Here is a 12483-nt window from a genome sequence, read left to right on the forward strand (position 1 = left end):
TTTGGGACAAACACATCATGGCTGCTAGCACGAAGGTTCTCGTCGTCGACGACTCGTTGACCATGCGGGCGCTCATTTCGGGAGCGCTGGAGCGGATTCCGGGTGTGGAAGTCGTCGGCCTCGCCGATGGTGCCGACGAGGCGCGATCGATGGTCGCATCGCTCAAGCCGCACGTCATCACGCTCGACGTCGAGATGCCGGGCATGAGTGGCATCGAATACCTGGCCGAGATCATGGAATCGAAGCCGATGCCGGTCATCATGTTCTCGACCCGCACCACCGACGGCGCGGGCGAGACGATCGAGGCGCTGCGCCTCGGCGCGATCGACTGCCTGCCGAAACCGCGCGTCGCGGCGCCGGCCGAACTCGATGCGATCATCGCGAAGCTCGGCAAACGCATCAAGTCGGCGCGCAACGCCCCAACGAAGTCGAAGGGGCCGGCGGCGAAGGCTGCGCCGCCAATCAACTGGAACGGTCGCCTGATCGTGCTGGGCGGCGATGCGTCGAGCACCGCGTCGATGTTCGACATGTTCGGCGCCTTTCCCGCCAACTGCCCGCCGACGATCGTCGTCCAGCATCTCGGCCCGGGACTGGTCGAGGGCATGGTCGAAAAACTCGGGTCGCAGGTCGCGCCGAAGGTTGTCGTCGCCGAGGACGGCATGGCCATCAAGCAGGGCACGATCTATTTCGCGCCGCAGGGCGATCGCCACGTCGTGGTCGATGCCTGGCCCTCGGGCAAGCTGCGCCTCCTGGCGCGCGATCCGGTGGCGGGCGAGCGGCCTTCGATCTCGCTGCTGTTCGCCGCGGCGGCCAAGGCGGCGGGCGCCAATGCGGTCGGCGTGCTGATGATCGATGGCAGCGAAGACGGTGGTGGCGGGCTGAAGGCGATGCTGGGGGCGGGCAGCTATGCCTTTTCCCCGGCGGAGAATGGCGGCCACACGCTGGCGCGCGGCATGGTGGCGCAACCGATCGCGGCCGACGCGCTGACCGCCAGCGTCCTGAAGCTGTGTTCGAAATGAACGCGGTGGCGACCTTTCCGCAGCCGATCCCGATGGGCGACGCACTGGCCGACGAGCTGGTGCGCGCCTCGCGGATGCTGGGCGATCTCGCCTTCGACCTCGGCAGCGACGAGGCGACGTTGCGCCGGCATCTGACCGGCCTGCAGTCGATCGATCACGTCACCCAGATCCTGCTGAACCTTGCGACGGTGTTGCGCGGCGGCGACGGACAGGACCGGCTGGCCGAAGTGACGCTGGAGGACATGCTGGAGCGCCTGCGCCGCCACGTCGGCTGACCGAGGCGGCGGGGCGACGCTATCCCGGATAGCGTAGCGCCAGCGGCAGGAAGCACAGCGCGGCACCGACCGCGACCCAGATCAGGCCGCGCAGGTTGCGCGTCGCGTGGCGACCGCCCACCTGCGCCAACGCCTGATCCGATACCAAGATGAGCTTCAGGAAGCCGATCGTCATCACGATGTTCCCGATCGGGATCGCGACGAAGGCAGCGATGTCGACCATCGTCAGTGCGGATAGTTGCTGACCGCGGTCAACGCGGCCCGCAGCCGGTCGCGTTCGTCACGATAGGTGCGCGCGGCGTGTTCGACCTGATTGAACCGGCGATCGGCGTCGAGCAACGCGTCCTGCAAACGCTGACGACGGATAAACGGCCACTGCATACATCCTCTCCTGCGCAGATTGATGGGGGCGGCGGAAGGCGCCGGACGGACTCGATCTTCCGTACGGCTTCGCCACCGCAACGCCCGAAACAAGTGCTAGGCCGAAGTGGCGTTAAGCCGTTACTATAGCTTTCCTATGTATGGACCGCCTGCGCCGCCCGGCTACGCATCGGCCGGGGGCATGCGGGCCGTGCCGCGGCACGTGCGTGGGAGTGGATCTGCCGATATGCCGTCGCATCCGATCACTGCCGACCTCGCCTCGCGCGGGTTCAAGCTGTCGCTGACGCGGCAGGGGCTTGCCTCGACCGCGACCGTCATCCTCGTCCTCGCGCTGGTCGGCAATCTGGTCGCGGCCCATTATGACGAGGTGACCGCCGCGCTGGTGTTCATGCTGGGCGTGACCGTTGCCGGGGCCGTCGGCGGGCTGTCCAGCGCGCTGATCGCGGCGGCGGCGGCGTTCCTGATCTTCAACTTCTTCATTACCCAGCCGGCCTTTTCCTTCCGGCTCGGCACCGAACGCGATCTGGCGCCGCTGTTCATCTTCAACCTGTGCGCGATCGTGACCGGCATCCTTGCCGGGCGGCTGCGCGACCGGTCGGAACTAGCGAAGCTCGGCAATGCGCGGCTGACCAACCTGCTGCGGCTCAGCCGTGCGCTGCAATCCGCCGGGCGGGTGGTCGACATCACCGCGGCGCTCGCCGAGGTCGCCGAACCGATCCTCAACGCCCGGCTGACGCTGTTGCGGCTGCGGCCCGGCGGCGTCGAATCCCTGGGGCCGACCCAGACCGTACGCGAGGTCAAGCCGATAATCGCGACGCTGCTGGCCAGCGACGACGGGATGCTGGTCGACCGCCCGCTGGTGGCGATCCGGCTGGATGGCAGCGCGGGCACGATCGGCGTGCTGCTGCTGGAGGAGACCGGGGCCGGGCCGATGGACCTGTATCTGCTCCGGACCTTTGGCGGCAGCGTGTCGGTCGCGTTCGAACGCGCCATCCTGTCCGAACAGAATGCCGAACGCCGCGCGAGCGTCAAGGCGGAGGAACTGAAGACTGCACTGCTCAATTCGGTCAGCCACGATTTCCGTACGCCGCTGACCGCGATCAGCGCATCGGCGTCGAGCTTGCGCCTCTACCGCGACAAGTTGGACGCCGATACGTTCGACCAGTTTCTACGCCAGATCGTCGACGATTGCGAACGGCTGAACCGCTACACCTCGAACCTGCTCGAAATGAGCAAGCTGGAGGCGGGCGACGATCCTGCCTCGCTCCAGACGCTGGGTGTGGCCGACATGATCGGCGTCGCGATCCAGCGGGTGCGCCCGCGCGCCGGCAACCGCCATTTCGAAACGAACGGCCTCGACACCCGCATCGCGGTGTCGGCCAACCCGGCGCTGTTCGAACTGGTGCTTATCAACGTGCTCGACAATGCGATCCTCTATAGCCCCGATGGTACCCGCATCGTGCTGAGCGCCGAGGATCTGGGCGATCGCTGCCGGATCGGCATCGCCGACGAGGGTTGCGGTATTCCCGAGGACGACCTAGTCCGCGTCTTCGAACGCTTCTACCGGGTCCGCCGCAGTGAGGCGTCGCCGCGCGGCAGCGGGCTGGGGCTGGCGATCGCCAAGGGCTTTGTCGAGGCGCTGGGCGGATCGATCGAGGCACGGACGCCGGGCGTCGCCAATGGAGGCACGAAGATCGTTATCGAACTGCCGATCGCCAGCGGAACACGCACGGCATGACCCGGATTCTGATCGTCGACGACGAACCCTCGCTCATCGCGGTGCTGGAGCCGAGCCTGCGTGCGGCGGGCTATGACGTCGCCACCGCCTGCGACGCACAGTCGGCGGTCGCGGCAGTCGAGCGCAGCGATCCCGACCTGATCCTGCTCGACCTCGGCCTGCCCGACATGGATGGGAAAACCGTAATCGGCGCAGTCCGCGCGATCAGCGCGGCATCGGTGATCGTCGTGTCGGCACGCCATCAGGAAAGCGAAAAGATCGCGGCGCTCGACGAAGGCGCCGACGATTACGTCAACAAGCCCTTCGAGATCGGCGAGCTGACCGCGCGCATCCGCGCGGCCGTGCGGCGGCGTGCCAGCGTTCAACTCAAGCCGCGTACCTATGTCAGCGGTCCGCTGACCATCGATTTCGACGCGCGCTCGGTCCGGATCGAGGGCGAACCGATCCGCCTGTCGCGCAAGGAATTCGACCTGTTGCAGGCGCTGGCGATGAGCGCGGGCCAAGTCGTCACGCACAAGCGGCTGCTCGAAGTCGGCTGGGGATCGGCATCGGCCGACAGCCAGTATCTGCGCGTCTACATTGGTTATCTGCGCCAGAAGCTGGAGGAGGATTCCACCGATCCGCGGCTGATCCTGACCGAACCGGGCGTCGGCTACCGCCTCGCGCCGCCGGGCTGATGGGCTGACGCGGAAAGCGGTGGTGCCCCGTGCAGGCTTCTAACTAACTATTCGCCACTGTTCGCTGTAGTTCGTTTCTCTCTCCTAGATTGAAACAGGTAAGGAACGTATGTTCCGTGACTGTTCGTTGACGTTCGCTCCCAATCGCGTCACAGTGAGGGAACGGATAGGGGAGCGATTTGGCGAAGCTTACTGCCCTGACAGTGAAGAACGCGAAGCCCGGCCGGCATGCTGATGGCGACGGGCTATACCTGCTTGTTAAACCGACTGGTGCGAAAACGTGGCTCCTGCGGGTGCAGGTCGAAGGGAAGCGGCGCGACATTGGCCTAGGTTCGGTCGACGTTTCGCCGCGCGCAGCGGGGAAGGGGGAGGCGTCCCCTATCATCATCCCGCTCCTGCAGCGAAAGATACTCACGCTAGCCGAAGCGCGGGACAAGGCGGCCATGCTCCGCGTCGCTGCGAAGTCGGGGCTCGATCCGATCGCCGAGCGCGACCGTGAGCGGACGAAGATCCCAAAGTTTCGGGAGGCTGCGAAGGTCGCCCATGCCGCTCTGAAGGAAGGCTGGTCCGACAAGGGCGCCGCCACATTCATCAATTCGCTCGAGACGCATGCCTACAAAGCGATCGGTGACCTGCGTGTCGATGCAGTGACCGCCGCCGACATATCGAGTGCGCTGGCACCGATCTGGACCACCAAGGTCGATATGGCTCGGAAGGTGCGCCAGCGTATTGGTACAGTGCTCAACTTCGCGCACGGGAAGGGCTGGCGTCCGACCGAAGCCCCAGGCCGATCAGTTACCGTTGGGCTGCCGCGCCAGCCGAAGGGCGGAAACTACCTGGCGATGCCGTATGCCGACGTGCCGGCCTTCGTTGCCAAGCTTGCTGGTGAGCTCGCCACGAATGGTCGATCGGCGCTGCTGTTTCAGATCTACACCGCCGCCCGGCCTGGCGAAGTCCGCGGGGCACGCTGGGGGCAGATCGATCTGGACAAGAAGGAATGGAATCGGCCCGCCTCGCTCATGAGGGCAAGGACGCCTCCGGGCACACCGTCACCCTGAACGACGCTGCCGTCGGATTGCTGAGGCAGGTCAAGGGGGACGCCGTTTCAAAGGCCGATCAGCTGGTGTTCCAAGGGCAACAAGGCGGGATGCTCTCCGACATGACGATGAATAAGGTGCTGCGGACTGCGGGGCAGCCGTACGACGCGCATGGCTTCCGCAGCTCGTTTCGCGATTGGGCTGCCGAGAAGATGCCTGAGATACCCGATCCGGTTGCCGAGGCAGCGTTGGCGCACGTCGTACCTGATAAAGTCGTCCGAGCGTACAAACGGACGACGTTCGTAGAGATGCGGCGCAAGCTGCTGGATGGTTGGGGCAGTTACATTTGTCGAGCCGGTACCTCTGTGAATGCTAAATTAAATGTCGGATAAGCGACAGGACTCGGAAGTGTGGGCTCGTGACCTGCACCTCGATCTTTCTGTATTGGGCGAGAAATACATTGAGGCTCGCAGATCGCTTGACGGCGTTACGGCCCTTGGCGAATTGCCGCAAACCCTGATGGCTGCGTTAGTTCAACGGGTCTGCGGGGCACTTAACTCGATACCAGCTTTCGAAGGTAACCCCGGAATTGCCGCGCTGCACGACCTTCAGGCCGCTTTTTTGGACCTTCATATTGGGCGAAAGCCTGCCTTGTTCCAGCCTCTACCAAGCGGGGGTAGCGCTAAAGACTCCCTAAGTCGTCTTCTCGTGAAGAAGTACGGCCTCCTAGCGGTAGCGGTCCTTTCGTCTTGCGGTTTCTCTGAGCGCGACGCCCGAGAGTTCGTTGCGCGCGTGCTCTCATCAGCGGGGCACGTAGGGCGGAAGGGCGGTAAGATTACCGAAAAGACGCTTTGGGAATGGGATGCTGCGGCCGATGACAAAACCAAAGCTTTTGTGAACCGGCATCGCAGCAAAACTGTCTCCGGCGTCGAGGGCGACCTCAACCAAGCAAAAGAATGGGCTGAAGCTTGCCTGCGTCAGCCGGGGTTGATGTCGAAAATCTGATTTGGCCCTATCCTAACCGGATAACCGTCGGTTCAATTCCGTAGTCGCCCGCTGGCGTTCGCCAGCATTCTTGGAGGCGACGAATGCAAGCAGTGCTCCATCCCATCAACCGATTTTGTGACATCTACGGGGTCGGTCGTACAAAGGCTTACGAGCTGATCAACGCCGGTACGCTGGATACCGTTAAGGTTGGCCGCAAGCGCCTGATCGTTGACGCAAGCGCGCGGCGTGCTTTGTTGGGCGAGGTCGCGTGATAGGCCATGGCAACCAGGAATGGGGTCGCCCGTAAACGAGAAAGCCGCTCGGCGCTGACCGAGCGGCTTCCGATGATTTGTCTGCTTGGCGGCGACAATCGGAAGGATACCACCGAGCTACTGCGTAGGCAACGGCTCGTACCCTTTGGCCTGTCGAAAACCCGAGCGAACTTAATTGCTGAACTGGCATGGGGGGCGCTAGGATGACGCCCGTCACAGCCGCAGCGTTGGCCCTTCTACGGGCCAATAATCCGCCGATGACCCGGAAGGCCGGGTCGTTCTTGGGACAGCTTGTTGTCGACCCAACGCCCATGACCGAGAAGCAAGCCGACTGGTTTGCGACGCTGTTGGATCGTGCCGGTCTGCCACCTCTCAACGAATGGGAGGCCGTATGACGTATCCCACAGAAGATAATCATCGTGGCGTCGAAACCAGTCGCGAAGCTGCCGAGATGATCGGCCCGTTGTCGAGCCGTCTGCGCGCGGTCGTGCATGGCATCCTGTACCGCCATCCTATGGGGCTGACGGTCGAGGAAGTCTGCAAGATCGCCGACATGCCGCGGTATTCGCTTCAACCTAGGCACACCGAGCTTCTGAAGCTCGGGATGATACGCGATACAGGTGAGCGCCGTCACAACGAATCCGGTGCGCGTGCGATCGTGTGGCGGGCCACAGTCCTAGATCGAATGGAGGGGGAGGTATGAACCCTGACCCTCACACATTCGTCATCGTCGAGCAGGTAGCGCATGGGCAATGGCACTGCCTCTGCCCTGATGGCGTGCCTCGTTCCGTCACCAACTATGCCGATGCCATGTCCGCGGCGCTCTTCTGGGCATCCCAAGGCGGATACGGTGTCGTCTGCACGAACCTTGAAAGAATTACCGTGCTGGTAGCCTTCCCCGAGCGATCGCAACGACGCGCTCTTGTGATCCGACAAGAAAGTCAGACCGAATGGGTCATCGTCGTGCGGACATTCTCTGTACGCCAAGGCAACCGTCCTGCGTTCATCCCGCCGGCCGAACATCTTCGCGCATATGCTGGCGCGCTGGCTGAGGCGCATCGCATCTTTCGCCAGTCGGGATTGCCGGTTCTGATTGAGCCGAAGGGGGAGGAAGCGCGGTTCCTCTCGCCCAGCGAGCAGCGGGCATTCCGCAACAGCTACGCTCCCGGCAGGTCGAGCCTGGGCGACATTCTGGATAGGGGGCCGCATTATGACTGGTGAACTGCGCGCGGCAATCGACCGTATCCGCAATGACTTCGCCCTGTCGGCTGTTGCCGAGCGTGCTGGCGTGAAGCTGCACCGCGCAGGCGACGAACTGCGCGGCCTGTGTCCGTTTCACACCGAAAAAACGCCGTCGTTCTACATCTTCAACAACCGGTTCATCTGCTTTGGGTGCGGCGCCCAGGGTGATGTGCTGGACTTCGTTCGACAGGCCACTGCCGCGTCCTTGGTCGAAGCCATTCGTACACTTGACGCCGGGGCGCTGGGGCCGATCGCACAGCCCGCGCCGATGAAACCGCGCAAGGACTGGTCGAAACTGGTCGCTCGCATCTGGAATGCCGCCCAGCCGATCGCCGGCACCCCGGCTGCGCTGTACCTGCGCAACCGCGGCATCGACACGGATCTGCCGGAATGCTTGCGGTTCGCACGGCTGCCACCGCCCACGATCGAAGGGAACGGGCTACTGGCAGCGAATGGTCCCGATCCGCTGCCGACGCTTGTTGCCGCCGTCACTGGATCGGACGGATCGCTGGTTGCAATCCAGCGGACCTATCTCACTGGCGACGGGCACAAGGCAGCGGTCGTCCCCACCGAACAGGATCGCAAGCCGAAGGTGAAATACAGCCTCGGCAACGTCCGTGGCGGCGCGATCCGGTTGGGTCCTGCGTCCGCCAGTATCGTCGTCACCGAGGGGATCGAAGACGGCGCCACGATCGCGCAATCGCTCGGTCGGTCCGTTTGGGTTGCTGCTGGAACGTCGATGCTGCGACACATGCAGTTTCCGGACGGCGTGCGCGCGGTGGTGATCGGCGCGGATGGTGACGAGCCGGGCAAGGTGGCAGCGGAGAAGGCCGCCACTGCCTATGTCGAACGCGGGTTGTCGGTCCGCATCACGCCGCCGCCGCCGCCGCACAAGGACTGGAACGATTGGCTTCAGGCGCAGCGTAGTGGGGTGCCCGTATGAGCCCAGCTGCCGATATGCAGGCGCGCTTCCGGGACACGCCGCCTTTCGAGGCTCCGCCCTTTATGGGACGTGGTCGACAGCCGCGCGCCACCGCCAACGACGAACCGATCCGGGTCGTTGCTACGCCATACGAGTGGTGCGACCCCCGTACGATCAAGCCGCGCGAATGGGTTTACGGACGCTCGATCCAGCGCGGGCATCTTCGTGCTGTCGTTGCGCAGGGCGCTGCCGGCAAGACGATCCTGAGCGTCGGCGAAGCCCTCGCTATGGTGACTGGTCGCAACCTGCTCGGGCAGGACGTGCCCGGCGGACCGAAGCGGGTGTGGCTGTGGAACCTCGAAGACGACCGCGAGGAGCTGTCCCGGATTATCCAGGCTGCTTGCAAGCATTGGGGCATCACCGCCGCGGACATTGGCGGTCGTCTCTTCGTCGATAGTGCGCTGGACGGCGCGATCCTCAAGCTAGCGACGTCGACCGCTGCGGAAGGGCTGGTCATCAACCGACCGCTCGTCGGCGCCCTGACCGACGAACTGCTGGCCCGCGGGGTAGACTATTTCCACGTCGATCCCTTCGTGTCGTCCCACGCGGCGAACGAAAGCGACAACATGGAGATCGACGCGATCGCCAAGGAATGGGCACTGGTCGGCAAGAACGCCAGATGCGGAATCGGCTTGGCGCATCACGTCAGCAAGGCCGGAGCGGCAGAGGCGACGGCGCTGTCTGCACGAGGGGCGGTCGCGCTGATCAACGCCTGCCGTTCCGTGCTCGTCCTGAACCGTATGACCGAGGACGAAGCCAAGAAGTACGGCATCGAGCAGGAACGTCGTCGGCGATACTTCCGGACCTATGACGACAAGAACAATCGTGCGCCGCCGTCGGACGATTCCGACTGGTTTCGTATGGTCAGCGTGTCGCTCGACAACGCCGCGGCTGACGACGCGGATACTGGCGGCGACAATATGGGCGTCGTCGTGCCCTGGTCGCCGCCGGATGCCTTCGAAGGCGTGACCGTCGATCACCTGCGACGGGTTCAGGCACTGATCGCAGATGGCGAGTACAAGGACCACCCGACGTCGAAGCCGTGGGCAGGGGAGGCTATTGCAGAAGTCCTCGGGCTGTCGACCGAAAAGGGGGCGGCCGCTGACCGGGCGAAGATCACCGGTATCCTCAAGACGTGGATCGACAACGGCGCACTGAAACGCGTGCAGAAGCGCGACCCGCAGAAGCGTGAAGACCGGTGGTATGTCGAGGTTGGGGAGGCTCCACTATGATCCGCCCCGGTCTGAATATTGGGGCGGGCGCACCGGGGCAACCGGGACACTGCCAGGCGCCCCGCCCCGACCGCCCCCCTATAGGGGCGGGGTGGGGCGGGCAGGGCAAAATTGACCAGTGCGACCGGGGCGGGCGCGGCGTTCTTGACCACGCCGACGATCGGGATCCGACGGATGCAATTTCGATCGGCATCGTACTGGCGAACGCACTGAACCGGGAACGCGCGCTGACGCCGCGGGAAAGCGAACTCGTGGCAGCGCTGGTCGCTCGTTCCGTTAATCCCCGCCCGCTGCGCCGGTGGACCGTGGCGCAGGACACGCAACTCCGCGACCTGGTCAATCTGGGACTGACGGCTGCCGAGATCGGCGTCCACATCGGGCGGAGCACGGACGCCATTCACACTCGGATCAAGCGACTGAAGGGAAGGGCGCAAGGCACATGACGAAGCCGAAAGAAACCGCTGATATTGCGATGCCGGCGGGCAAGTCCGAACGCGAAGCGCTGGCAGAATTAAGGCTCGAGCCCTTTCTGCGGCACGGGTTTCTCGCCAACCACCTCACCAGCCAGATTGTTACCAGCGACAGCGTCAAATGCAGCTCCGCTGAAGTTGGCGACGCCATGAAGGCGATGGCCGCACGTATTTCCGCGGGTGATCTGGCGCCGGTTACGAACATGCTTCTGAGCCAAGGGCTTATGCTCGACGCCAACGCAACCGAGCTAATGAACCGGGCTTGGCGGAACGCGGGCGAATACCCTGATGCGTTCCGCAGCTACATGGGTCTGGCGATGAAGGCGCAGGCGCAGAGCCGCGCGACGTTGGAAGCGCTGGCGAAGATCCACCAGCCGCGTGAACAGATCGTGCGGCACGTCCATGTCTACGAGGGCGGACAGGCGGTGGTTGCCGAACAATTACACATGAATGGACCGGGGTTATTAAATGCAGGAACTGACGATCAATCCCATACAGCCCGAGCCGGAAGCGCTGGCAAACGCGCTTCGCTGCCTAGCCCGAACCCGCTCGGGGACGCCGTGCCAATCGCCGGCAGTCCGGGGGAAGCGCAGGTGCCGGATGCACGGCGGCACCAACCCCGGCGCGCCACGCGGCAACCGCAACGCGTTGAAGCACGGGCTTCGGACGGCTGAGGTGTCAGCGTTGCGGCGGATCCTACGGGACACGGTCTAGCTAACAAGCGTACACCCAAAATAGCCAAACGAACTGATGGTGGCTAGAAGCTGCCGTCGGCAATCCTACGTGGCCTAGCTCAGCTAAGCGACCTTGCGTAGCCACCGGACGCTACCGGTACGGGACCAGCATGCGCAGGTGCGCGATAGGTATAGGCGGGCAGCTGCTAAGGTTTGCTAAGGTTGGGCCGTAGATCGTCGTAGACTGACTGACCCGCAATGTCGCATGGCAATTAGTAGCAACCGGGGGGGCGGCGATGGCTGACAGCGAGTATCGGCAGGTAGGCTTTGGGATGGGGTTCGTGATGTTCCTGCTGCCTATGCCGTTCGCACTGCTCACATTGCGGCAAGGCTATTCCCCGTGGGCGCGGGTGCTGGCTCTAGGTTGGTTAGCCCTTGCTGCGATCCTAGCCGGTTCGTCTGCCCGATCAGGGTGAACCCTACGATCACGCGTTTGGTTAGACATTTCGGCCGTTCGATCAGGGTAGGTGTCAGGCAAATCGGACAGTTCGGTTGGAGGGTCTAGAACCTCATCGGACAGTACGAGGATGACTTCTAGAACCGTTCGCAGCCATGCCACCGGCTTACGATGCGTTGCCTACGGACTGTCGCGACGCACGTAGCGACCGGGCCTCCCCAGTTGCGGAGATGCGTTCGGCACGGCACCCTACAACAATTGATCTGCTCAGCTATTTTCTACCAACCTCTGCCGATGAGACGAACCTGTCGCCGTGGTCGTCGCTGCTTCCGGAGTCGGTTCGCGTTCTGCGAACCAATCTGTTTGGCGACACTTTCCTACTGGACGCTGCCGGGGCGGTTCACATGCTGCAGCGTGGCGCCTGTTCGTGTCAGCAAATTGCCGCAACCGAGAAGGAGTTCTGGGTTGCCGTGCAACGCGATGACGAGGGATGGCAGCTACGTCGATTGGTGGACGCCTGTCGAGAGGCCGGCATGCCGCTTGAGGATGGCCAATGTTACGCGTTTACTACGCCCTCAATACTTGGCGGCGACTACACTGTTGAGAACGTTTGGGTTGCGCCTTGGACGGAATGGTTCGGGTTTACCGCTGACCTGTTCGAGCACATTCGCGATCTGCCGGACGGCGCGAGCGTCTCACTACAGATCGTTGATTGCGGGGTCCCTATCACCCGCGACAACTTGGGTCCCGGGTAGACGCTCCTTTGATAGCAGTTACAAATTCGCGGTGCGATGCCCTGATGGGCTCATTCGCTCCTTGCGCTGTGTCGCTTTGAAAGGTGTTGGCCATGACGTCCGCAAAACTCAATCAAGACCGCATCGAAGCGGAGCTTGCCGCCGACGCGGATGTGCTTCGATCGTTGCAGCAGAATGGGGACGTTCCGACCGTTTCGCGTCCGGTCGATGAACAGCCCCCAGCGGGTGGTCCGGCATGTTAGTTAGTGCATTGTCGTCTCCGCCGCCATTGCCGGGCGTAGGTGG

The 12483-nt window shown here is 63.6% G+C and carries 17 protein-coding genes; 15 read left to right on the forward strand and 2 right to left on the reverse strand.

Annotated features, from left to right (window positions below; genetic code table 11):
- Nucleotides 1–17 precede the first annotated feature (17 nt).
- Both ACTHQV_RS18285 and ACTHQV_RS18290 read left to right on the forward strand, forming a co-directional pair.
- The gene (locus ACTHQV_RS18285; RefSeq protein WP_440492173.1) at nucleotides 18–1019 is read left to right on the forward strand and encodes a chemotaxis protein CheB; all 1002 of its coding nucleotides are present in this window, start codon (nucleotides 18–20) and stop codon (nucleotides 1017–1019) included.
- Nucleotides 1020–1024: 5 nt separating this feature from the next.
- The gene (locus tag ACTHQV_RS18290; protein ID WP_440492174.1) at nucleotides 1025–1294 is read left to right on the forward strand and encodes a hypothetical protein; all 270 of its coding nucleotides are present in this window, start codon (nucleotides 1025–1027) and stop codon (nucleotides 1292–1294) included.
- 19 nt (nucleotides 1295–1313) lie between these two features.
- On the opposite strand, the gene ACTHQV_RS18295 is transcribed toward ACTHQV_RS18290, so the two are convergent.
- Nucleotides 1314–1517, reverse strand: a complete 204-nt coding sequence (locus tag ACTHQV_RS18295) for a hypothetical protein (protein WP_440492175.1) — start codon at nucleotides 1515–1517, stop codon at nucleotides 1314–1316.
- Between the two features lie 2 nt (nucleotides 1518–1519).
- Nucleotides 1520–1675 carry a hypothetical protein gene (locus ACTHQV_RS18300; protein WP_440492176.1) on the reverse strand — a complete coding sequence of 52 codons (156 nt, stop codon included), beginning with the start codon at nucleotides 1673–1675 and terminating at the stop codon, nucleotides 1520–1522.
- A gap of 226 nt (nucleotides 1676–1901) precedes the next feature.
- On the opposite strand from ACTHQV_RS18300, the gene ACTHQV_RS18305 reads away from it, so the two are divergent.
- From ACTHQV_RS18305 to ACTHQV_RS18365, 13 genes are all read left to right on the forward strand, one after another.
- Entirely contained in the window at nucleotides 1902–3413 is a 1512-nt protein-coding gene (locus ACTHQV_RS18305) for a sensor histidine kinase (protein ID WP_440492177.1), read from the forward strand.
- Nucleotides 3410–4090: a response regulator transcription factor gene (locus ACTHQV_RS18310; protein WP_440492178.1), complete on the forward strand. Its 681-nt coding sequence runs from the start codon at nucleotides 3410–3412 to the stop codon at nucleotides 4088–4090. The genes ACTHQV_RS18305 and ACTHQV_RS18310 overlap by 4 nt, the downstream gene beginning before the upstream one ends.
- A gap of 179 nt (nucleotides 4091–4269) precedes the next feature.
- On the forward strand, nucleotides 4270–5148 hold the full coding sequence (locus ACTHQV_RS18315; protein ID WP_440492179.1) for a tyrosine-type recombinase/integrase: 879 nt from the start codon (nucleotides 4270–4272) through the stop codon (nucleotides 5146–5148).
- Nucleotides 5088–5519, forward strand: coding sequence for a tyrosine-type recombinase/integrase (locus tag ACTHQV_RS18320; protein WP_440492180.1), 432 nt, complete (start codon nucleotides 5088–5090; stop codon nucleotides 5517–5519). Before ACTHQV_RS18315 ends, ACTHQV_RS18320 begins: the two co-directional genes overlap by 61 nt.
- Before the next feature lie 16 nt (nucleotides 5520–5535).
- Complete coding sequence (locus ACTHQV_RS18325; RefSeq protein ID WP_440492181.1) at nucleotides 5536–6132, forward strand: hypothetical protein; 597 nt, start codon at nucleotides 5536–5538, stop codon at nucleotides 6130–6132.
- Nucleotides 6133–6215: 83 nt separating this feature from the next.
- Entirely contained in the window at nucleotides 6216–6386 is a 171-nt protein-coding gene (locus ACTHQV_RS18330; protein ID WP_294328281.1) for a helix-turn-helix domain-containing protein, read from the forward strand.
- A 391-nt stretch (nucleotides 6387–6777) separates the two neighbouring features.
- A complete protein-coding gene (locus ACTHQV_RS18335) occupies nucleotides 6778–7089 on the forward strand; it encodes a hypothetical protein (protein WP_440492182.1) in 312 nt (103 codons plus the stop codon).
- Nucleotides 7086–7607 carry a hypothetical protein gene (locus ACTHQV_RS18340; RefSeq protein ID WP_440492183.1) on the forward strand — a complete coding sequence of 174 codons (522 nt, stop codon included), beginning with the start codon at nucleotides 7086–7088 and terminating at the stop codon, nucleotides 7605–7607. Before ACTHQV_RS18335 ends, ACTHQV_RS18340 begins: the two co-directional genes overlap by 4 nt.
- A complete protein-coding gene (locus ACTHQV_RS18345) occupies nucleotides 7597–8571 on the forward strand; it encodes a DUF7146 domain-containing protein (RefSeq protein ID WP_440492184.1) in 975 nt (324 codons plus the stop codon). The genes ACTHQV_RS18340 and ACTHQV_RS18345 overlap by 11 nt, the downstream gene beginning before the upstream one ends.
- Nucleotides 8568–9842, forward strand: a complete 1275-nt coding sequence (locus ACTHQV_RS18350; protein WP_440492185.1) for an AAA family ATPase — start codon at nucleotides 8568–8570, stop codon at nucleotides 9840–9842. The genes ACTHQV_RS18345 and ACTHQV_RS18350 overlap by 4 nt, the downstream gene beginning before the upstream one ends.
- A complete protein-coding gene (locus ACTHQV_RS18355; protein WP_440492186.1) occupies nucleotides 9839–10285 on the forward strand; it encodes a hypothetical protein in 447 nt (148 codons plus the stop codon). The genes ACTHQV_RS18350 and ACTHQV_RS18355 overlap by 4 nt, the downstream gene beginning before the upstream one ends.
- A 495-nt stretch (nucleotides 10286–10780) precedes the next feature.
- Nucleotides 10781–11026 carry an HGGxSTG domain-containing protein gene (locus ACTHQV_RS18360; protein ID WP_440492187.1) on the forward strand — a complete coding sequence of 82 codons (246 nt, stop codon included), beginning with the start codon at nucleotides 10781–10783 and terminating at the stop codon, nucleotides 11024–11026.
- A gap of 647 nt (nucleotides 11027–11673) precedes the next feature.
- A complete protein-coding gene (locus ACTHQV_RS18365; RefSeq protein WP_440492188.1) occupies nucleotides 11674–12198 on the forward strand; it encodes a T6SS immunity protein Tdi1 domain-containing protein in 525 nt (174 codons plus the stop codon).
- Nucleotides 12199–12483: the final 285 nt, after the last annotated feature.

Origin of the sequence: Sphingomonas sp. SAFR-052 (assembly GCF_051965015.1) — a bacterium.
Classification (GTDB): Bacteria; Pseudomonadota; Alphaproteobacteria; order Sphingomonadales; family Sphingomonadaceae; genus Sphingomonas.

What these genes read in the sequence shown, in the direction of transcription:
- ACTHQV_RS18285 (WP_440492173.1), top strand. Translation starts at nt 18, where the DNA reads ATGGCTGCTAGCACGAAGGTTCTCGTCGTCGACGACTCGTTGACCATG.
- ACTHQV_RS18295 (WP_440492175.1), bottom strand. Translation starts at nt 1,517, where the DNA reads ATGGTCGACATCGCTGCCTTCGTCGCGATCCCGATCGGGAACATCGTG.
- ACTHQV_RS18300 (WP_440492176.1), bottom strand. Translation starts at nt 1,675, where the DNA reads ATGCAGTGGCCGTTTATCCGTCGTCAGCGTTTGCAGGACGCGTTGCTC.
- ACTHQV_RS18305 (WP_440492177.1), top strand. Translation starts at nt 1,902, where the DNA reads ATGCCGTCGCATCCGATCACTGCCGACCTCGCCTCGCGCGGGTTCAAG.
- ACTHQV_RS18310 (WP_440492178.1), top strand. Translation starts at nt 3,410, where the DNA reads ATGACCCGGATTCTGATCGTCGACGACGAACCCTCGCTCATCGCGGTG.
- ACTHQV_RS18320 (WP_440492180.1), top strand. Translation starts at nt 5,088, where the DNA reads ATGGAATCGGCCCGCCTCGCTCATGAGGGCAAGGACGCCTCCGGGCAC.
- ACTHQV_RS18330 (WP_294328281.1), top strand. Translation starts at nt 6,216, where the DNA reads ATGCAAGCAGTGCTCCATCCCATCAACCGATTTTGTGACATCTACGGG.
- ACTHQV_RS18335 (WP_440492182.1), top strand. Translation starts at nt 6,778, where the DNA reads ATGACGTATCCCACAGAAGATAATCATCGTGGCGTCGAAACCAGTCGC.
- ACTHQV_RS18340 (WP_440492183.1), top strand. Translation starts at nt 7,086, where the DNA reads ATGAACCCTGACCCTCACACATTCGTCATCGTCGAGCAGGTAGCGCAT.
- ACTHQV_RS18345 (WP_440492184.1), top strand. Translation starts at nt 7,597, where the DNA reads ATGACTGGTGAACTGCGCGCGGCAATCGACCGTATCCGCAATGACTTC.
- ACTHQV_RS18350 (WP_440492185.1), top strand. Translation starts at nt 8,568, where the DNA reads ATGAGCCCAGCTGCCGATATGCAGGCGCGCTTCCGGGACACGCCGCCT.
- ACTHQV_RS18355 (WP_440492186.1), top strand. Translation starts at nt 9,839, where the DNA reads ATGATCCGCCCCGGTCTGAATATTGGGGCGGGCGCACCGGGGCAACCG.
- ACTHQV_RS18360 (WP_440492187.1), top strand. Translation starts at nt 10,781, where the DNA reads ATGCAGGAACTGACGATCAATCCCATACAGCCCGAGCCGGAAGCGCTG.
- ACTHQV_RS18365 (WP_440492188.1), top strand. Translation starts at nt 11,674, where the DNA reads ATGCGTTCGGCACGGCACCCTACAACAATTGATCTGCTCAGCTATTTT.